Origin of the sequence: Nocardia sputorum (genome assembly GCF_027924405.1) — a bacterium.
Taxonomy (GTDB): Bacteria; Actinomycetota; Actinomycetes; order Mycobacteriales; family Mycobacteriaceae; genus Nocardia; species Nocardia sputorum.
The window spans coordinates 5,768,319-5,786,691 of the sequence record NZ_AP026978.1 but is presented as its reverse complement, the minus strand read 5'-3'; the positions used below and the strand labels follow the sequence as shown (position 1 = coordinate 5,786,691).

17 protein-coding genes are annotated in these 18,373 nt (G+C 69.1%); 9 read left to right on the top strand and 8 right to left on the bottom strand.

Annotation, left to right across the window (positions count from 1 at the left end):
* Nucleotides 1-66 precede the first annotated feature (66 nt).
* From QMG86_RS26190 to QMG86_RS26180, 3 genes are all read left to right on the top strand, one after another.
* Nucleotides 67-519: an Lrp/AsnC family transcriptional regulator gene (locus QMG86_RS26190; protein ID WP_039796222.1), complete on the top strand. Its 453-nt coding sequence runs from the start codon at nt 67-69 to the stop codon at nt 517-519.
* 64 nt (nt 520-583) lie between these two features.
* Nucleotides 584-1,918 carry an L-lysine 6-transaminase gene (gene lat / locus QMG86_RS26185; RefSeq protein WP_281875310.1) on the top strand — a complete coding sequence of 445 codons (1,335 nt, stop codon included), beginning with the start codon at nt 584-586 and terminating at the stop codon, nt 1,916-1,918.
* Between the two features lie 127 nt (nt 1,919-2,045).
* Nucleotides 2,046-3,269: a YVTN family beta-propeller repeat protein gene (locus QMG86_RS26180; RefSeq protein ID WP_281875308.1), complete on the top strand. Its 1,224-nt coding sequence runs from the start codon at nt 2,046-2,048 to the stop codon at nt 3,267-3,269.
* A gap of 39 nt (nt 3,270-3,308) precedes the next feature.
* On the opposite strand, the gene QMG86_RS26175 is transcribed toward QMG86_RS26180, so the two are convergent.
* Nucleotides 3,309-3,653, bottom strand: a complete 345-nt coding sequence (locus tag QMG86_RS26175) for a hypothetical protein (protein ID WP_281881140.1) — start codon at nt 3,651-3,653, stop codon at nt 3,309-3,311.
* A gap of 168 nt (nt 3,654-3,821) precedes the next feature.
* Here QMG86_RS26175 and QMG86_RS26170 point away from each other — a divergent pair, with 168 nt between their 5' ends.
* Both QMG86_RS26170 and QMG86_RS26165 read left to right on the top strand, forming a co-directional pair.
* The gene (locus tag QMG86_RS26170; RefSeq protein WP_281875307.1) at nt 3,822-5,240 is read left to right on the top strand and encodes a serine/threonine-protein kinase; all 1,419 of its coding nucleotides are present in this window, start codon (nt 3,822-3,824) and stop codon (nt 5,238-5,240) included.
* Between the two features lie 175 nt (nt 5,241-5,415).
* Nucleotides 5,416-7,452: a serine/threonine-protein kinase gene (locus QMG86_RS26165; RefSeq protein WP_281875306.1), complete on the top strand. Its 2,037-nt coding sequence runs from the start codon at nt 5,416-5,418 to the stop codon at nt 7,450-7,452.
* Between the two features lie 226 nt (nt 7,453-7,678).
* On the opposite strand, the gene QMG86_RS26160 is transcribed toward QMG86_RS26165, so the two are convergent.
* The 3 genes from QMG86_RS26160 to QMG86_RS26150 form a co-directional block, all read right to left on the bottom strand.
* Complete coding sequence (locus QMG86_RS26160) at nt 7,679-8,617, bottom strand: patatin-like phospholipase family protein (protein ID WP_281875305.1); 939 nt, start codon at nt 8,615-8,617, stop codon at nt 7,679-7,681.
* 133 nt (nt 8,618-8,750) lie between these two features.
* On the bottom strand, nt 8,751-10,556 hold the full coding sequence (locus QMG86_RS26155) for an acetyl/propionyl/methylcrotonyl-CoA carboxylase subunit alpha (protein ID WP_281875304.1): 1,806 nt from the start codon (nt 10,554-10,556) through the stop codon (nt 8,751-8,753).
* A 197-nt stretch (nt 10,557-10,753) separates the two neighbouring features.
* Nucleotides 10,754-11,671 (bottom strand): sulfurtransferase, encoded by a 918-nt coding sequence (locus QMG86_RS26150; RefSeq protein WP_281881139.1) that lies wholly within the window; start codon nt 11,669-11,671, stop codon nt 10,754-10,756.
* Between the two features lie 168 nt (nt 11,672-11,839).
* Between QMG86_RS26150 and QMG86_RS26145 the strand changes: the two genes are divergently transcribed.
* Nucleotides 11,840-12,616 (top strand): helix-turn-helix transcriptional regulator, encoded by a 777-nt coding sequence (locus tag QMG86_RS26145; RefSeq protein ID WP_281875303.1) that lies wholly within the window; start codon nt 11,840-11,842, stop codon nt 12,614-12,616.
* Here QMG86_RS26145 and QMG86_RS26140 read toward each other — a convergent pair.
* From QMG86_RS26140 to QMG86_RS26130, 3 genes are all read right to left on the bottom strand, one after another.
* The gene (locus QMG86_RS26140) at nt 12,545-13,177 is read right to left on the bottom strand and encodes a nucleoside triphosphate pyrophosphatase (RefSeq protein WP_281875302.1); all 633 of its coding nucleotides are present in this window, start codon (nt 13,175-13,177) and stop codon (nt 12,545-12,547) included. The genes QMG86_RS26145 and QMG86_RS26140 overlap by 72 nt on opposite strands.
* Nucleotides 13,174-13,500 (bottom strand): acyl-CoA carboxylase subunit epsilon, encoded by a 327-nt coding sequence (locus QMG86_RS26135; protein WP_434086125.1) that lies wholly within the window; start codon nt 13,498-13,500, stop codon nt 13,174-13,176. The genes QMG86_RS26140 and QMG86_RS26135 overlap by 4 nt, the downstream gene beginning before the upstream one ends.
* Nucleotides 13,501-13,701: 201 nt before the next feature.
* The gene (locus QMG86_RS26130) at nt 13,702-15,342 is read right to left on the bottom strand and encodes an acyl-CoA carboxylase subunit beta (protein WP_159839352.1); all 1,641 of its coding nucleotides are present in this window, start codon (nt 15,340-15,342) and stop codon (nt 13,702-13,704) included.
* Nucleotides 15,343-15,546: 204 nt separating this feature from the next.
* Between QMG86_RS26130 and QMG86_RS26125 the strand changes: the two genes are divergently transcribed.
* The gene (locus QMG86_RS26125; RefSeq protein ID WP_281875300.1) at nt 15,547-15,738 is read left to right on the top strand and encodes a hypothetical protein; all 192 of its coding nucleotides are present in this window, start codon (nt 15,547-15,549) and stop codon (nt 15,736-15,738) included.
* 28 nt (nt 15,739-15,766) lie between these two features.
* On the top strand, nt 15,767-16,567 hold the full coding sequence (locus QMG86_RS26120) for a biotin--[acetyl-CoA-carboxylase] ligase (RefSeq protein WP_281875299.1): 801 nt from the start codon (nt 15,767-15,769) through the stop codon (nt 16,565-16,567).
* 144 nt (nt 16,568-16,711) lie between these two features.
* On the opposite strand, the gene QMG86_RS26115 is transcribed toward QMG86_RS26120, so the two are convergent.
* Nucleotides 16,712-17,665, bottom strand: coding sequence for an acyl-ACP desaturase (locus QMG86_RS26115; protein ID WP_281881138.1), 954 nt, complete (start codon nt 17,663-17,665; stop codon nt 16,712-16,714).
* Nucleotides 17,666-17,823: 158 nt separating this feature from the next.
* Between QMG86_RS26115 and QMG86_RS26110 the strand changes: the two genes are divergently transcribed.
* Nucleotides 17,824-18,369, top strand: a complete 546-nt coding sequence (locus QMG86_RS26110; RefSeq protein WP_281875298.1) for a PH domain-containing protein — start codon at nt 17,824-17,826, stop codon at nt 18,367-18,369.
* Nucleotides 18,370-18,373 lie beyond the last annotated feature (4 nt).

Genomic DNA, 18,373 nt, shown 5'->3' with positions numbered 1-18,373 from the left:
CACATAGCGGGAGGGGGGAGGTCAGGTTTCGGACACGAGGCGGGCTGCCTGAGTTAGCCTTCGCTGATGGCGGATACACCGGCAAGACCCGTACTCGATGACATCGATCGCCTGCTGATTCGTGAGCTGATGGCCGATGGACGGGCCACCCTGTCGAATCTGGCCGAGAAGGCGAGTCTGTCGGTGTCCGCGGTGCAGTCCCGGGTCCGCCGATTAGAGGCCCGCGGTGTGATCCGCGGGTACACCGCGCACGTCGATCCCGAAGCGCTCGGCCAACTGCTGTCGGCATTCGTCGCGATCACTCCTCTCGACCCGTCGCAACCCGATGACGCCCCCGCCGTGCTGCAGCACATCCCCGGCATCGAGGCGTGCCACTCGGTAGCCGGCGAGGAGAGCTACATCCTGCTGGTGCGTGTGGCGTCCCCGCGGCACCTCGAGCAGTTGCTCCAAGAGATCAGAGCCACCGCCAACGTGCGCACCCGGAGCACCATCATCTTGCAGACATTCTATGACAGGTAGCGATTCTGTGTAATTAATCCGCTTTGTTGTAGAGGTTCCGTAAATTTTTACGTACCCTCAGGTCGTGACCATCGAACTGGAACGCACCCGCCCGGCGGTCACCCCCGCCGCCCGGGTTCATGAGATCTTGTCGGCGAGCATCCTGGCCGACGGCTTCGACCTGGTTCTCGACCTCAACCGTTCCCGTGGCTGCCGCCTCGTCGACGAACGCGACGGCAGCTCCTACCTCGACATGTTCGGCTTCTTCGCCTCCAACGCGCTGGGCATGAACCATCCGGCCCTCGCCGAGGACGCGCAGTTCCGGGCCGAGCTCGTCAGCGCGGCACTGAACAAGCCGAGCAACTCCGATATCTACACCGTCGAGATGGCCCGTTTCGTCGAGACGTTCGTCCGGGTGCTCGGCGACCCGCGGCTACCGCATCTGTTCTTCATCGACGGCGGCGCGCTGGCGGTGGAGAACGCCCTCAAGATCGCGTTCGACTGGAAGAGCAGGCACAACGAATCCCACGGTCGCGCACCGGAACTAGGGGCCAAGGTGCTGCATCTGACCGGCGCGTTCCACGGCCGCACCGGTTACACCATGTCGCTCACCAACACCGATCCGGTGAAGACCGCGCGTTTCCCCAAGTTCGACTGGCCCCGGATCAAGTCGCCCTACATCACCGACGCGTTCGACGTCGAGGAGGCGGAGGCCTGCGCGCTGGCCCAGGCACGCCGGGCGTTCGAGGAGAACCCGCATGACATAGCGTGTTTCATCGCCGAGCCGATCCAGGGCGAGGGTGGCGACCGGCACCTGCGCCCGCAGTTCCTGCAAGCGGTGCAACGACTGTGTCACGAGCACGACGCGCTGTTCGTGCTGGACGAGGTGCAGACCGGGGTCGGCATGACCGGAACCGCCTGGGCCTATCAGCAACTCGGCTTGGCGCCGGACGTCGTCGCGTTCGGCAAGCGGACCCAGGTGTGCGGCGTCATGGCGGGCGGGCGCGTGGACGAGGTGCCCGGCAACGTGTTCGCGGTCAGCTCCCGGCTCAACTCCACCTGGGGCGGCAACCTCGCCGACATGGTGCGCAGCCGGCGCATCCTGGAGGTGCTCGAGCGCGACGAGCTGATCGAACGGTCCCGTCCGCTGGGCGCGCACCTGCTGGAACGGCTCGGCGCGCTCGCGGCCCGGCACGCCGACGTCAGCGAGCCGCGCGGACGCGGCCTGATGTGCGCGATCACGCTGTCGTCGTCCCGGCTGCGCGACGAGGTGCTCACCGCGCTGCGCGAGCGGGAACGCGTGCTGATTCTCGGCACCGGCGAGCGGGGCATCCGGTTTCGTCCGCCGCTGACGGTCACCGGCGCCGAACTGGACGAGGCCGTCGACGCGCTGGATCGCGTCCTGGCCGGCGTCGACTAACGCGAGGGAAGGAGATCCGGGCATTCCGGTGTCCCGCGGCGCGGGCTACGCCGGAATCCCGGATCCACCTCCTAGGCTTCGCACCCATGTCATCTTGTGGTCACCACGCTGCGACAAGGTGCAACGCGTGAACCGACAGCGGACCTACCGGTGCCGCGCCCTGCATCTCGTCGCGGTGCTGACGCTCTCGGCCGTGGCCGGTTGCGCGGCCAGTGACGCGGGCACGGTGGACGCCGAGCAGAGCCCGGCCGTCCCGGCCACCGTGGCCGCCGCCCCGAGCGCGGAGAGGCTCCCACCGCACATGGCCGATCCGCTGCCGGGGATGCCGCCGCCCCTCTCGCCGACCGACGTGTACGCGGCCAACCGGGTGCTCAGCCCGGCGGTGGCCGACCACCGCACGCTGGTCTACGTGCCCAACAGCCAGTCGAACACGGTCTCGGTGATCGATCCGGACACCTTCCGGGTGATCGACACCTTCCCGGCGGGCGGCTCGGAACCGCAGCACGTCGTGCCGTCCTACGACATGCAGACCCTCTACGTCACCAACGACCTGCCGCTGGGCGGAGGCAGCCTGTTGCCGATCGATCCGCGGACGGGCAAGCCGGGCGCGCCCTTCCCGGTGCGCGATCCCTACAACATGTACTACACGCCGGACGGCCGGTACGCGCTCGTCGTCGCGGAGGCGGACAAGTCGCTGGACTTCTACGATCCGCTGACCTGGCAGAAGATGCACGCCATGGCGGTGCCGGACTGCGCGGGGGTCGATCACATGGACTTCACCGCCGACGGCCGGCTCGCGCTGGCGTCGTGCGAATTCGTCGGCCGGATGCTGGTTTTCGACGTGGCCGCGCGCAAAGTCGTCAAGATGGTCGACCTGCCCGGCGGCCGCTCGGGCAAGCCCCAGGACGTGAAGCTGTCCCCGGACGGGAACACATTCTTCGTCGCCGACATGACCGCCGACGGCGTCTACCTCTTCGACGCGCACACCTTCGACCTGATCGGGTTCGTGCCGACCGGCAAGGGAACCCACGGGCTCTACGTCTCCCGCGATTCCGCGCAGATGCTTATCACCAACCGGCACGAAGGCAGCATCTCGGTGTGGGATTTCGCGGCGAACGGGTTGGTGCGCAAGTGGTTCGTGCCCGGGGGCGGCAGTCCTGACATGGGCAACATCTCCGCGGACGGTCGCGTCTTCTGGGCGTCCGGCCGCCATCACGGCGAGGTGTACGCCATCGATATCGTCAATTGGAACCTGTTGGCGCGCATCCCCGTCGGTAAAGGGCCGCACGGGCTCACCATCTGGCCGCAGCCCGGCCGCTACTCCACCGGGCACACCGGCGTGATGCGCTGACCTGTCCCGTTCCGGCAGTGCATCGACCGGAAACGCCGGTCAGGACGTGACCGGGAGCAGCCCCAACCCGCCTTCGACGAAGCGGTGCACGGATGTGAGCCCGGCCGCCAAAGCAGTCTCGTACCCTGGGCGCGCCCAGCCGCTCACTCGCGCGGTGCCGTCGCCCGCCGGGGTCACTCCGATCTCGGCGACCAATTCCGCCGTCGTCGGTTCGCAGACCGCCCAGGAGAAATGCGTCTCCTCCGCCCAGCCCGCACTGCGCCGGGTCACGTAGTCCGGCTCGGTGATCCCGCCCGCGGCCAGTGCGGGGCGGTCATCGATGCGGTCGTCGGCGCGCAGGGCGCGCAGATACCAGGCGCCCGCGTTGATCTCGATCGGCTCCATCAGCATGCGGCCGTTCCGCCGCGCCGCCCGCCCGCAGCGACCGGGGCGCCCGTCATCACTCTGCCGAATTCCGCGACGCCGACCGGCCTCGCTGCGACATGATCGGATGACCGCGGCGTCGTTTTTGCGCGTTTCGCGGTACCGATGCGGATTTCGGGTAGCTCGTTCATGACCAAGAGGCTAGCGGGAGGTTGTATCGACATGGGCGAGCTGTGGTTCGGCCACTACCGCCTCGATCGGCTGCTGGGCAGCGGCGGCATGGGCGAGGTCTGGCTGGCGCACGACACCACCGCCGACCGGACCGTCGCATTGAAGGTGCTGTCCGCCGCGTACGCGTCGGACACGACGTTCCGGCAACGCTTCACCCGGGAGGCCCGGCTGGCCGCCCAGGTGCGCGGGCCGCACCTGGTGCCGATCCACTCGTTCGGCGAACTCGACGGCCGCCTGTACATCGATATGGAGTTCATCGACGGTTGCGATGTCGCCGCGCTGCTGCGGCGCGAGGGGCGACTGGACCTCGAACGCGCGATCGAGATCGTCACCCAGACGGCCACCGCTCTCGATCTCGCGCACCGGGCGGGTTTGGTGCACCGTGACGTGAAGCCGTCCAACATCATGGTCACGCCCGGCGGCACCGCATACCTGATCGACTTCGGCACCGCGCACCGCAGCGACCAGCCCGCGATCACCCGCACCGGCAACGTGGTGGGCACGCTGGCCTACATGGCGCCGGAGCGGTTCGAGGGGGCGGCGGTTCCACGGTCCGATCAATATTCGCTGGCCTGCGTGCTGTACGAGTGCCTCACCGGGCGGAGACCGTTCGACGACGGCGACCCGCCGCGCCTGTTGCGCGCCCACCTGATGCAGACACCGCCGCCGGCCTCCGCGCTGAATCCCGCCGTGCCGCCGGAACTGGACGCGGTCATCGAACGCGGCATGGCGAAAGACCCGGCCGACCGCTGGTCCAGCGCGGGGGAACTGGCGTCGGCCGGGTACGCGGCCCTGACCGGCCGGGACGCGACCACGGTCGAACTCTCGTCGGCGATGCCGACCGTCCTGCTGCCGCCGCCGCGCGGGGTGGTCCGCGCCCATGTCGCGCCCGCGGCGCGAAACTCTCTCGGGCCACGTCTGGCCCTGGTGGCGTTCGCGGTGCTCGTCGCGGCGGTCGCCGGGGCGCTATGGCTCGGACGGCCGGACACCACCGACGCGGGACCCGCCACCGCCCCCGTCCCGCCCTCCGAGCACGAACTCACGACACCGTCCGCCCTGCCGTCGCGTCCCCCGTCCGCGCGGACTCCGGTCCCGATCTCGGCGCCCACCGTGATCCTGCCCGGCGCGGGTCAGCCGTGCGATCCGGCGGTCGACGTGCACAGCGTCACCGTGGACGGCCTCGAGCTGACCTGTGCGCCGTCGGCGGGCCGGTCGAGCTGGCTTCCGGTGTCGCCGGCTTCCGGTGGTGTCGCCGCGGAACCCGCGGACGACTCGATCGGATCAGGCCGGCCCGGCCCGGCCGACAAGCCCGACCGGGGCAAACCAGATCACGCGAACCCAGGCCACGGCAAGGACAAGCCGAAGCCCGGCAAGTAGGCGAGATCGTCGCGGGACTGTCGTCCAGCACACAGTGGTGCCCGGCCCAGCGTGCGGTTACGCTCCGAAAGAGGCCACTTCTCCGGCATCGGCACGGTGAGCTGCTGCTTTCCGTTGTCCGCGCCGCGGGCGACGGCCGGGTCGACCAGATGTCAACGGTGACTGGAGGTTCGCGATGGGGGAGGTGCGATTCGGGGGTTACCAGCTGGAGCGGCTGCTCGGCAAGGGCGGCATGGGGCAGGTCTGGCTGGCGTACGACCGGGTGGCGGCGCGCCGCGTGGCGTTGAAACTCCTGCCCGCGGAACTCGCGGCCGCGGGGGGATACCGCAAACGATTCGAGCGCGAAGCCGAGGCCGTGGCGCAGTTGCGCGACCCGCACGTCCCGCGGATCCACCGGTTCGGCGAGATCGACGGCAGGCTCTACATCGACATGCAATTCGTCGAGGGCACCGATCTGGCGCGCAAGCTGCTGGCCGAGGGGCCGATGCCGCCCGCGGAGGCGGTCGGCGTCGTCGGCCACGTCGCCGCCGCACTCGATGTGGCGCACCGAGCCGGGCTGGTGCACCGCGACGTCAAACCGTCGAACATCGTCGTCCACCCCAGCGGCTTCACCTACCTGATCGACTTCGGCATCGCGCACGGTCTCGGTCAGACGGCCGTGACCACCACCGGTATGGCGATCGGCACGCTCGCGTACATGGCGCCGGAGCGGTTCACCGGCAAGGCGGACGGCCGCGCCGACGTCTACTCGCTGGCCTGCGTGCTCTACGAATGCCTCACCGGCTCCCGGCTCTACGGCGATACCGACCCGGCGCAGCAGATGCACGCCCACCTGACGGCGCCGCCGCCACGCGCCGGTTCGGTGTGCGCCGCCGTCCCCGCCGCGCTGGACGTCGTCATCGCCCGCGGTTTGGCCAAGGAGCCGGGCGAAAGATTCTCCACCGCAGGTGAGTTCGCCGCAGCCGCGCGAGCGGCGATCGGCGCTTCCGCTCCGGATCCGCGAGTCGTGCCGCCGTCGGCCGTATCGAGCCGTCCGGCGACGAAGCCGTTGACCGGAGTGGCCTCGGCTGTCCGCGACGGCGATCCGGCTGCACGGGAGTATCCTGCACCGGCAAAGGAAGGTGTTGTCGCAGAGGACGGTTCGCAGCCCGCGAGCTCGGCCCCCGCTCCGCGGCGCATGCCCGCTCCGACGAAGGTTCTGCCGAATCAGGATCCGACACCAACGCTGGTGGCGACCAGGCTCGACTGGCCTTCGTCCACACCACAGCCGAATTCCGCTGCGCGCCGACCTGTTTCGCACCCGGGCTCGTCTGTGCGGGGATATGCCGGTCCACAGCCGCCGCCCGGCACTGGTTATTCCATTCCGGGACAACCCTATTCATCGCGCAGGTGGTGGTATCTGAACGGATCGAATGCCGCCGGAGCCGCACCGCAGGCCGGTTGGCAGGGGCGTCTGCGCGCTCTGCAAGCGCGCGTGCTGACCCCGAAGCCCGGCCCGGTCGCGCCACCGTATCGGGCACCGGCGCGGAAGGTCTTCCCAACGGTCCAGCGTCCGGTTCCTCCGCCGGTCGCGCAGCGGCGGCCGGGCGTCCTCGTCCCGCGCAGGCAGCCGCGACGCCGCCGGAGTCTGCTGTCGAAAATGATCGGCGCGCTGATCGTGGTATTCCTCGCGCCGTTCGCGTTCGCGGCGGGCTGCGTCGCCTTGATCGCGGCGGGAACCAGGACCGGAGACTCCGGCGCCCCCGCGTCGCCGCCCTCGGCGGTGGCGACGGAGCAACCCGGACCGCCCGGCGACGCCGACTCCGCGTCCGATCCGGCCGCCGTGGCGCCGGCGGGCAGCCCCGTGCGCGACGGCAAATTCGAATTCGTCGTGACGGAGGTCGACTCGGGCGTGTCCCGAATCGGATTGCAGAAGGCCGCGGGCTCGTTCCTGATCGTCACACTGGCCGTTCGCAACATCTCCGACGAGACGAAGTGGTTCCTGCCGATGGGCCAGCGCGTCCTGGACGCGCAGAACACGCCCTTCGACCACAACGCCACCGCCACCATGTGGCAGAACACCCAACAGCGCCTCGGCTACTCCTTCGAGCTGCGCCCCGGGCAGTCCGCCACCACCCAACTCGTGTTCGACCTGCCGCAGACGGTGACACCCGACCACCTGGAACTGCACGATTTCGTGCTCTCCGGCGGTGTGCGAGTCCATATCGCCTGAACGACGTCACACAGCGATCTCGCCTACGCGGTCAAGCGGACCTGCGGCGTCTGACCCGGCCGCTCGCCGCCCGCGTCAGCCCGTGGCGAGGGCCGCCGGGGCGGGCGTCAGCTGGTTCACGATCCGGCGGCGTCGCTGCCCGCGCATGCCAGGTCCCCTGTGGGGCTGGGGATGTCCGAGGATGCCGGTGCCGCGAAGAACTCCCGCGTTGAGAATCCGCTCGCGGTCAGGCGGCGGGAAGGACGGCGGAGAGTGCGGCGAGCGCGGCTCGGCGGCCGATCTGCAGGCCCGCGGCCAGCAGCGTGGTGTCGCGGGTCGCGCTGTCGATGTCGGGAGAGCCGACGGGCGGGTGGATCTGCAGGACCGAGTCGCCCAGTTCGGCGAGCGCGCGGTCTTCGATGTCCTGCTGGCGCGGGCGTTCCAACCAGGCTCGGTACGCGCCGGGAGCCACGGCGCGCATATAACCGCCACCGACGAGCTGGTGCAGGCGCGACGCGGGCGGGCGTCTTTCGTCCACCCGCCGGGTGCGCAGCACCAAGGCGAGGGTGGCGCCCGCACGGACCGCGGTGCGGATCGGCACGGTCTCGGAGAGACCGCCGTCGAAGAACGCCGAGCCGCCCAGGGCGACCGGCGGTCCGGCCAGGATGGGCAGGCCCGCCGACGCGCGCAACGCGCGCATGAGCGTGTGCTTGTCGGTGATGTGCGGGTGCAGGTCGACCGACTGCCCGGTGCGGATATCGGTGGCGATCGGATGGAACGTCGTGGTGTTGGCCAGGATCGCCGCGAAATCCATCGGTTCGATGCCGTCGTACACCTGGTGCACGAGATACCGCAGGTCGAACGCCGGGCGTCCGCGCAGCAGCCGGGCCGGGTCGATGGCACGGCGCATGATCGCCGGATCGGTCCAGGAGCGCATGCCGGGGATGGCGCGCCCGCACAGCAGCCAGGCGCCGTTGATGGCGCCCGCCGACGTGCCGTACACGGCGTCGAACACCCCGGCGAGTCCCAGTTCCTCCAGTGCGGACACCATGCCGCTGGAGTACACGCCCCGGCTGCCGCCACCCTCGATCACCAGCACCAGGCGGTGACCGTCGGCACGGCCGGACGTGGCACGCCGCGCGCGAATCACCTCCGCGACAGGGGAGAGGCTTGTCGAGCTGGTCACCGGATCACGATACGACACGCCGGTGGGCGGATCGGGTCCAGCGGCGTGACGGCGGGGGGACCGCGGCGTGAACAAAGAAGCGGGCGCGGACCTCCCGGTCCGCGCCCGCCCGTGTGTCCGGCTCCGCCGGGTACTACTTGATCTCCGCCAGCACGGTGCCCTGCGTGATCGCCGCGCCTGCCTCGACGGACAGGCCGGTGACCACACCCGCCTTGTGCGCGTTGACCGGGTTCTCCATCTTCATGGCCTCGAGCACCACGATCAGATCGCCCGCCTCGACCGACTGGCCCTCTTCCACGGCGACCTTGACGACGGTGCCCTGCATCGGAGCGGTGACCGCGTCACCGGAAGCCGCGCCGCCGCCCGCGCCGCCCCGCTTGCGCGGCTTGGGCTTCTTGCGGATCACACCGGCGCCGTTGCCCGCCGCACCGGCCGCTCCGGCGCCGACGGTGAAGTTGCCCGGCAGCGACACCTCGACCCGGCGGCCGCCGACCTCGACGACGACCTTCTGCCGCGGCGCCTCTTCGTCCTCCTCGGCCGGGGCGCTCGCGCCGGTGAACGGCTCGACGGTGTTGACCCACTCGGTTTCGATCCACTTGGTGTAGACGTCGAACTTCTCGCCGTCACCGATGAACGCCGGGTCTTCGACGATCGCCCGGTGGAACGGGATGACCGTGGCCAGGCCGTCGACCTCGAACTCGGCCAGCGCGCGCCGCGCCCGCTCCAGCGCCTGCGTGCGGTTCTCACCGGTGACGATCAGCTTGGCGAGCATGGAGTCGAACTGTCCGCCGATCACGCTGCCGGCCACCACGCCGGAGTCCACGCGCACACCGGGGCCCGACGGCTCCCGGTACACGGTGACCGGGCCGGGGGCGGGCAGGAAGCCGCGGCCGGCGTCCTCGCCGTTGATGCGGAACTCGAAGGCGTGGCCGCGCGGCGTCGGGTCCTCGGTGATCTCCAGCTTCTCGCCGTTGGCGATGCGGAACTGCTGGCGCACCAGGTCGATGCCCGCGGTCTCCTCGGTGACCGGGTGCTCCACCTGCAGGCGGGTGTTCACCTCGAGGAAGGAGACGGTCTCGCCCTGCACCAGGTACTCGACGGTGCCCGCGCCGTAGTAACCGGCTTCCTTGCAGATGGCCTTGGCCGAGGCGTGGATCTTCGCGCGCACTTCGTCGGACAGGAACGGCGCGGGGGCCTCCTCGACGAGCTTCTGGAAACGCCGCTGCAGCGAGCAGTCCCGGGTGCCCGCGACGATGACGTTGCCGTGCTTGTCGGCGATGACCTGGGCCTCGACGTGGCGGGCCTTGTCGAGGTACTGCTCGACGAAGCACTCGCCGCGACCGAAGGCGGCGGTCGCCTCACGCACGGCCGAGTCGTACAGCTCGGGGATCTCCTCGATCGAGTGCGCGACCTTCATGCCGCGGCCACCACCACCGAACGCGGCCTTGATGGCGACCGGCACGCCGTACTTCTTCGCGAACTCGACGACCTCGGTCGCGTCCTTCACCGGGTCCTTGGTGCCCGCGGCCATCGGCGCGTTCGCGCGCTCGGCGATGTGCCGCGCGGTGACCTTGTCACCCAGGTCGCGGATGGACTGCGGGGAGGGACCGATCCAGATCAGCCCGGCGTCGATGACGGCCTGGGCGAAGTCGGCGTTCTCGGACAGGAAGCCGTAACCCGGGTGGATGGCGTCGGCGCCGGACTTGGCGGCGGCGTCGAGGATCTTGTCGAACACCAGGTACGACTCTGCCGAGGTCTGCCCGCCCAGGGCGAAGGCCTCGTCGGCGAGCTTGACGAACGGAGCGTCGGCATCCGGCTCGGCGTAGACCGCGACGCTGCCGATACCGGCATCCTTGGCCGCCCGGATCACGCGCACGGCGATCTCGCCTCGGTTAGCTACGAGTACCTTTGTGATCCGCGCGCTGGCATGGCTGGGCACTGAGCCTCCTGTGTGCATTCTTCTGGTCGCTTCGCCGGGATGGGGTCGCTGCGCAGGCTCCGCTCCCATAGTCGACAAACTTACGTCTCGGGCGAGTGTAGGCAGTCTGCCAACAGACGCCGCACTCGGCTAGCCCTACTGATCAGTAGGTCGTGGATCACAACGTACGCGGCCTGTGTTTGGGACCGCGCCCCGCCCTACCTGCTCCTGGCGCGCCGCGAACCGCCGCGAGCGGGTACTTCACCGGGTTCGTCCCCTCTGGCGATCGGCATCCGCACCGAGTTTCCCCACTCCGTCCAGGACCCGTCGTAGTTGCGTACGCCCTCGCGTCCGAGCAGGTAGGTCAGGACGAACCAGGTGTGGCCGGATCGCGCGCCGACTCGACTGTAGACGATCACCTCGTCCTGGCCGGCCAACGCGCGGTAGACGTCGTCGAGTTCGGTGCGGGATCGGAAGCTCCCATCGGCCGCGAGCGCCTCCGACCACGGGATGTTCGACGCGCTGGGAATGTGGCCGCCGCGCAGTGCGGCGTCCTCGGGATCGGCTGGTTCGCCCACGCGCGTGCCGGAGTACTCCTCGGCCGAACGCACGTCGATCACCGGCTTGCCCAAGTGGGCGAGCACGTCCTCCCGGAAGGCGCGGAAGGTGACGTCGTCCCGGCGCACGGTGGGGTAGGCGCTGCGCACCGGGTAGTCGGGCTCGAATGTCGTGTCGCGCCCCTCGGAGATCCACGCCGCGCGCCCACCGTCGAGCAGGCGCACGTCCTCGTGTCCGAACAGCGTGAACACCCACGCGGTGTGCGCCGCCTGCGTATTGCCCCGATCCCCGTAGATCACAACCGTGTCGTCACGTTCTATCCCTTTGGCGCGCATCAGTTCGGTGAAGCGGGTTCCGTCGATATAGTCGCGCGTGACCGGATCGTTCAGATCGCTTCGCCAATCCAGCTTGGTGGCGCCCGGAACGTGCCCGATGTCGTAGAGCAGCGTGTCCTCGTTGGCCTCGATGATCTTGAGTCCGCGCGCGCCTATGTTTGCCGACAGCCACTCCGTGGTTACTAGTCGGTGAGGATATGCGTAGGAACCGAGTGAGGGATGAGGGTCCGGAGCGACGGGCACGGTGTTGGGTCCTTCACGCATGGGTGGACGGTGGTGACAGCGGTTCGAGGCCTCACAGCGATCGTAGGTGTGAGGCGACAGTGACCTTCGTTTCAGATCACAAATCGGATGAGGGCCGAATAAAGGGCACCCACATCCGATAAAGTCTCCCGGGAGGAGGGGTGAGCTATGTCCGATTCTTGGCCGCGGCGGCGACTGCTCGCGATCCTACGTGGCGCCAGCGAGCCTCTCGACGCCCAGGAACTGGCCAGAATCACCGGACAGCACGTCACCACGGTCCGTTTCCACCTCGATGTGCTCACCAGGGAATCCCTCGTCCGGCAGTTCCAGCAGCCGCCGCGCGGGCGTGGGCGGCCGCGCATCGGATACAGCGCGGTGCAGCGATCGGTCGGCTACCAGGATCTGGCGCAGGTGCTCGCCGACCAGCTCGGCCCGGACTCGCGGCGCAGGTCGGAGGCCGCGATCGCGGCGGGCCGCGCCTGGGGCAGCCGGCTCGACGTCGGCGACCATCGGGTGGAGTCGCTGGAGGACGCCAAGGACCTCACGATGACGTTGATGTCGGAACTGGGTTTCGCCCCGGAGCGTGACCCGTCTCCGGAGACCGAGGGCAAGGCGCTGATCCGGTTGACGGCGTGCCCGTTGCGCGAACTCGCGCGGACGCACTCCGAAGTGGTTTGCGGCGTGCACCTCGGTCTCATCGAGGAGGTGCTCGACCGGGGCGGTGCGCAGGGGACGATCGACGTGCGGATGCATCCGTTCGTCGAGCCGGAGCTGTGCGTGGCCCGGCTGGAACTCATCGCGGCCCAGCGCGCCGAGGCCCAGCAGGCGGCGACGGTGCCCCCCGGTGGCGACGCCGAAGCGCTGACCGCGCCGTCAGGCCGTGTGGCCCCACAGTTGCGTAACGCCGATCCCAACGTCGCCAAGCAATCGGCGCAGCAGTGGTAGCCCGATCCCGATGACGCTGGACGGGTCGCCATCGATGCGATCGACGAACCAGCCGCCGAGCCCGTCGAGGGTGAACGCGCCCGCCACCTGGAGCGGCTCACCGGTCGCGATGTAGGCGTCCAGCTCGTCCGGCTCCGGCTTGGCGAAATGCACGGTGGTGCTGCTGCAGTCGACCGCCTCGGCGGTGATGTGGCCATCCCGCATCCGCACCACGCAGTGGCCGGTGACCAGATCCGCGCTGCGTCCGGCCATGTCGCCCCATCGTGCGCGAGCGACCTCGGGGGTGTGCGGTTTGCCCTGCAGCTCGCCGTCCACGAGCAGCATCGAGTCGCAGGCCACGACAACGCAATCGGCCGCGAATTCCGGGATCGCGGCCGCCACGGCGGCGGCTTTGGCGCGCGCCAGCTCCACCACGACCCCCTGAGGTGGCGTGCCCTCCGGGAGGGCGGCGGCGACCGCGTCCTCGTCCACGGCGGAGACCCGGACGATCGGGTCGATGCCCGCCGAGCGGAGAACCTCCCGGCGGGCCGGGGACGCGGAAGCCAGGATCAGCCGCGTCACCCGCGCAGGTGGGACAGCAGCGGGAAAGAGTAGGGAGAGAACGGTGAAGAGCCGCGGTGCATCAGCGTGGGATGGCCCCACAGGTCGGGCGGACCCGAGGGCCCGGCCGGCGCGGCGCTGTTCGCGGCGGCGGACAGCACGCATACCAGCGCGGCGAGTTCCTCATCGGTCGGCGAGCCCTTCACGACACGGAAGAACGGCTCCGGGGTGGCCTCGGCGGATTGCGCTGTCGCGGTCGGACCGGTGGACGCACCGGCCTCGTCTGCGATCGGGTCGACTGTCAGATCCAGTTCGACGGCGCTCAACACATCTTCTTCTGCCACGGTCGTCACAGTGCCAGGTCCTCTCTTCGCCCTTATCAGCGGAACTGATCAGGCTGTTCCCGTTTTCCGACAAGTTATGGATGAAGCAACTGTCCTCGGACGCACTCATTGCTTCTCTGCAACAAGCCGGTACACGCCAGAGTAAGTGTTACCGAGACCGATGCCACCCTTTGCGCGCGGCCTATCGAGGGTATCGCTCGATCACAGCGGGATGTTGCCGTGTTTCTTCGGCGGCAGGGTCACCATCTTGCGTTCGAGCAGTCGCAGCGCGGACACGATCTGGCCACGGGTGTGCGAGGGCGGAATGACCGCGTCCACGTAGCCGCGCTCGGCGGCGACGTACGGGTTCACGAGCGTGTCCTCGTACTCGTTCTGGAGCTCGAGCCGCAGCGCATCGACGTCTCCGCCGTCCTTGGCGGCCTGCTGCAGCTGCTTGCGGTAGACGAACCCGACGGCGCCGGACGCGCCCATGACGGCGATCTGCGCGGTGGGCCAGGCGAGGTTCACGTCGGCGCCCATGTGCTTGGAACCCATGACGTCGTAGGCGCCGCCGTAGGCCTTGCGGGTGATGATCGTGATTTTGCCCACAGTGGCCTCACCGTAGGCGTAGAGCAGCTTCGCGCCGCGCCGGATGATGCCGTTGTACTCCTGGCCGGTGCCGGGCAGGAAGCCGGGCACGTCGACCAGGGTGATGATCGGGATGTTGAACGCGTCGCAGGTGCGCACGAAGCGCGCGGCCTTCTCCGAGGCGTCGATGTCCAGGCAGCCCGCGTACTGGGTGGGCTGGTTGGCCACGATGCCCACGCTGCGGCCGTCGATCCGGCCGAAGCCGACGATGATGTTCATCGCGCGCTCGGCCTGCACCTCGAGGAACTCGTCGTCGTCGAGCAGGCGACGGATCACCTCGTGCATGTCGTAGGGCTGGTTCGGCGAGTCCGGGATGATCGAGTCCAGCTCGAGGTCCTCGTCGGTGAGCGAGTCCTCGATGGCGCCGTCGATCGGGTCGGTGGCCGGGAACCGCGGGGCCTCGGCGCGGTTGTTGCTCGGCAGGTAGGACAGCAGGTCCTTGACGTAGTCCAGGGCGTCCTGCTCGCCGGAGGCGACGTAGTGCGCCACGCCGGACTTGGTCATGTGCGTGTGCGCGCCGCCCAGGTCCTCCATGGTGACGTCCTCGCCGGTGACCGTCTTGATGACGTCCGGGCCGGTGACGAACATCTGGCTGGTGCCGTCGACCATCACGACGAAGTCGGTGAGCGCGGGGGAGTACACGTGACCGCCCGCGGCCGGGCCCATGATCAGCGAGATCTGCGGGATCACACCCGAGGCCTGGATGTTGCGGTGGAAGATCTCGCCGTACAGACCCAGGGAGACCACGCCCTCCTGGATACGCGCGCCCGCGCCCTCGTTGATGCCGATCAGCGGGCGGCCGGTCTTCAGGGCCAGGTCCATCACCTTGACGATCTTCTCGCCGTAGACCTCACCGAGGCTGCCGCCGAACACCGTGACGTCCTGGCTGAAGATGCAGACGTCGCGGCCGTCGATGGTGCCGTAGCCGGTCACCACGCCGTCGCCGAGCGGCCGGTTGTTCTCCAGGCCGAAGTTGACGCTGCGGTGGCGGGCCAGTGCGTCGAGCTCGACGAAAGAGCCTTCGTCCAGCAGAGCGAGGATGCGCTCGCGGGCAGTCATCTTGCCCTTCGCGTGCACCTTGTCGACCGCGGCCTCACCCATCGGGTGCTTGGCCTCTTCCAGCCGATTCCGCAGGTCAGCCAGCTTCCCGGCGGTGGTGTGGATATCGGGGGAGCCCGCCGGACCTGATGCGGGCTGCTGCTGGACACTCGTCATGGCTTCGGAGTGTAACCAGTACCAGTGTTTCCCGGTAACCCAGACGGGGGCTACCGGTGAGTAAAAACCGCAGCTAGATCAATTTTCCTAGGCAAACTTCCTGGTCGGTAGCAGGGTCGGAAGGCGAAAAATGAGTATCGCCCGCTGGTGGGGTCCGAATAGCCTGAGGGCGAATGATTTCCGGGCTCAGGGGAGGAGCGCGTCATGTGGGAATGGGGTAGAACCTTCGCCGAATACGCCGCCGCCGCGGCGTGGACGCGAACCGCCGAAACGGAGCCGAAGTACGGCGAGCCGGAGTGCTGGGCCGAGACCGCCGAAGGCGAGCCCGAGGACGGCGACCGCATGGGCGCGGCGGCGCGTGACCCGATCTTCTCCGGTTACGACCTGGTCGGGTAGCGCCCCGCACGGCGAGTAGCCTGCCGGTGTGCAGAGGCCACCGTTGGATGCAGAGCAGTTGCGGCGCAGTGCCGCCGACACGCCCGAGCTGTCGTTCTTCTCGCGGATCGATGTGGTCGAGTCGACCGGGTCCACGAACGCGGATCTGATCGCGCGGGCGGCGGATCCGGACGCCGACCACGTGGTTCTGCTGGCGGAGACGCAGGTGCAGGGCCGGGGCAGGCACGCGCGACCCTGGGTCAGCCCGCCCCGGGCGCAGCTCGCGATGTCGCTGTTGGTGCGGTTGCCGGGGATCGGGCCCGCGTCGCTGGCCTGGCTGGCTCTGCTGACCGGCATCGCCGTGGTGGACGCGCTGCGGACCACGGCAGGCGTGGCCGCGGAACTCAAATGGCCCAACGACGTGCTGATCGAGGGCCGCAAGGTGGCGGGCATCCTGGCCGAGGTCGCGTCGAGCGGTGGCGCGCCCGCGGTGGTGATCGGGCTCGGGCTGAACGTGAGTCTCACCGAGGAAGAACTGCCGGTGCCACACGCCACGTCGCTGACCATCGCGGGCGCGCGGGAGACCGATCGCACGGTGCTCGTGCGATCCCTGCTCGTCGAGTTCGTCCGTCGCTTCACCGCGTGGCGCGACGCGGACTGGGCGACCGACGAGCTCGCCGCCGCCTACCGGGAGCGGTGCGCCACGATCGGCACCGAGGTCCGCGCCGAGCTACCCGGTGGCCGGACGCTGACCGGCGTCGCCGCGGGCGTCGACGATTACGGCCGCCTGCTCATCGGCGACCAGGCGGTGTCCGCGGGCGACGTCACGCATCTGCGCGCCCAGTACTGAGCGGCGTGCCCGGCCGGTACCGAGCGGCGTGCCCGGCCCCGGTACCGAGCGGAATGCTCGGCCGGTACCGAGCGGAATGCTCGGCCGGTACCGAGGGGAATGCTCGGCCGGTACCGAGGGTCGTGATCGGCTTGGTTCCTGGCCTCAGACGGACTCGGTGACCCCGCGCGCGGCCTCGCGGGCGAGCGCCCGGTCGCGCTGCTCCTCGAACTTGATCACGTTCTTGCCGAGCTTCTCCACGAATTCGCCCAGTTCGTCGCGCGCCTGCTCGCCGCGCGGCCCGAAATCCGAGCGCTCGAAGACGTTCCACTGCTTGAGTACCGGCTCGACGACCTCCTCCAGATGCTGGCGCAGGTCGTAGATGCCGTGCTTGGCCATCAGCACGCCGTAGCGGCGGAAGTTGGGCATCCCGGCGCCGGGCATCAGGAAATTCGTGATGATCCTGGTGATCGCGGGCATGGCCTGGTCGGGCACGAGATCCAGCGCGGCGCCGCACACCGAGCGATAGAAGATCATGTGCAGGTTCTCGTCGGCGGCGATGCGCTGGAGCAGGCGATCGGCGACGGCGTCGTCGCACGCCTTGCCCGTATTGCGGTGCGAGACACGGGTGGCCAGCTCCTGGAAGGTGACGTAGGCGACGCTCGCCAGGAATCCGCCCCAGCCCTGCGGTGACTGGACGCCGTTGCTCATGTGGATCATCCGCGCCTCTTCCAGGGCGACCGGATCGACGGCGCGGGTGACGACCAGGTAGTCCCGCATGGCGATGCCGTGGCGGTTCTCCTCGGCGGTCCAGCGGTCGACCCAGGTACCCCACGGGCCGTCCTCGGAGAAGTTCAGCGCGATCTCTCGGTGGTAGGAGGGCAGGTTGTCCTCGGTGAGCAGGTTGGTGATCATGGCGACCCGGGCGACTTCGCTGAGGCGCGATTGCTCCGGCTCCCAGTCCACGCCGCCCAGGGCGGCGAAATTGCGGCCTTGGCTCCACGGGACGTAATCGTGCGGATTCCAGTCTTTCGCCATGGAGAGGTGCCGGTGCACATTCTGCTCGGCGACGGGTTCGAGTTCGGTCAGGATCTGCAGCGGGGTCAGGTCTTTGGTCACGCGTTCCTCCACGGTCGGATCGGCGGTGATGGTGAGCCGGGCGTTGCGCGATACAGAGAGCCACTGCGCGGAATCGTCACACGCAGGGTGCCGATTGTGCAGCATGACGCGCTGCGGTGTCGGTCGTTCCGGGATCTTCACGCGGTAGTGTTCCTGACATGGGTTATCCCGAGGATGTGCTGACACCCGACGAACGGTTGCTGCTGCATCGCCACCCGCATTGGAAAATGCTCTTCTGGCCGATCGTGACGCTCATCGTGGCCACGGCGCTCGCCGGTTTCACCGGGGGACTCGTTTCGCAGAAGGCCACCGGCACCACCGGTTCGGCGCTGCTCATCACGGTGCTCGTGGTGTATGCGGCGATTCTGCTTTGGCGTTGTGTCGCACCGATTGTCAGCTGGAAATCGACCCATTTCATCGTCACCGACCGGCGAGTGCTGGTGCGCCAGGGGGTGCTCACCCACACCGGCATCGATATCCCGATGAGCCGGATCTCCAGTGTGCAGTTCCGGCACGGGCTGTTCGACCGGCTGCTGGGCACCGGGACGTTGATCATCGAGTCGTCCTCCTCGGAGCCGTTGGAGTACGACGACATCCCGTCGGTGCAGCAGGTGCACGCGCTGCTGTACCACCAGGTGTTCGAGGTCGAGCGCCATCGCGACGGCCGGGACGAGCGCCGGGACGACCGTCCCAGCTACCGGTGAGCCC

Coding starts and splice junctions, on each gene's coding strand:
- QMG86_RS26190 (WP_039796222.1), top strand. CDS start 67: ATGGCGGATACACCGGCAAGACCCGTACTCGATGACATCGATCGCCTG.
- QMG86_RS26175 (WP_281881140.1), bottom strand. CDS start 3,653: ATGGAGCCGATCGAGATCAACGCGGGCGCCTGGTATCTGCGCGCCCTG.
- QMG86_RS26170 (WP_281875307.1), top strand. CDS start 3,822: ATGACCAAGAGGCTAGCGGGAGGTTGTATCGACATGGGCGAGCTGTGG.
- QMG86_RS26165 (WP_281875306.1), top strand. CDS start 5,416: ATGGGGGAGGTGCGATTCGGGGGTTACCAGCTGGAGCGGCTGCTCGGC.
- QMG86_RS26145 (WP_281875303.1), top strand. CDS start 11,840: ATGTCCGATTCTTGGCCGCGGCGGCGACTGCTCGCGATCCTACGTGGC.
- QMG86_RS26130 (WP_159839352.1), bottom strand. CDS start 15,342: ATGACGAGTGTCCAGCAGCAGCCCGCATCAGGTCCGGCGGGCTCCCCC.
- QMG86_RS26125 (WP_281875300.1), top strand. CDS start 15,547: ATGTGGGAATGGGGTAGAACCTTCGCCGAATACGCCGCCGCCGCGGCG.
- QMG86_RS26110 (WP_281875298.1), top strand. CDS start 17,824: ATGGGTTATCCCGAGGATGTGCTGACACCCGACGAACGGTTGCTGCTG.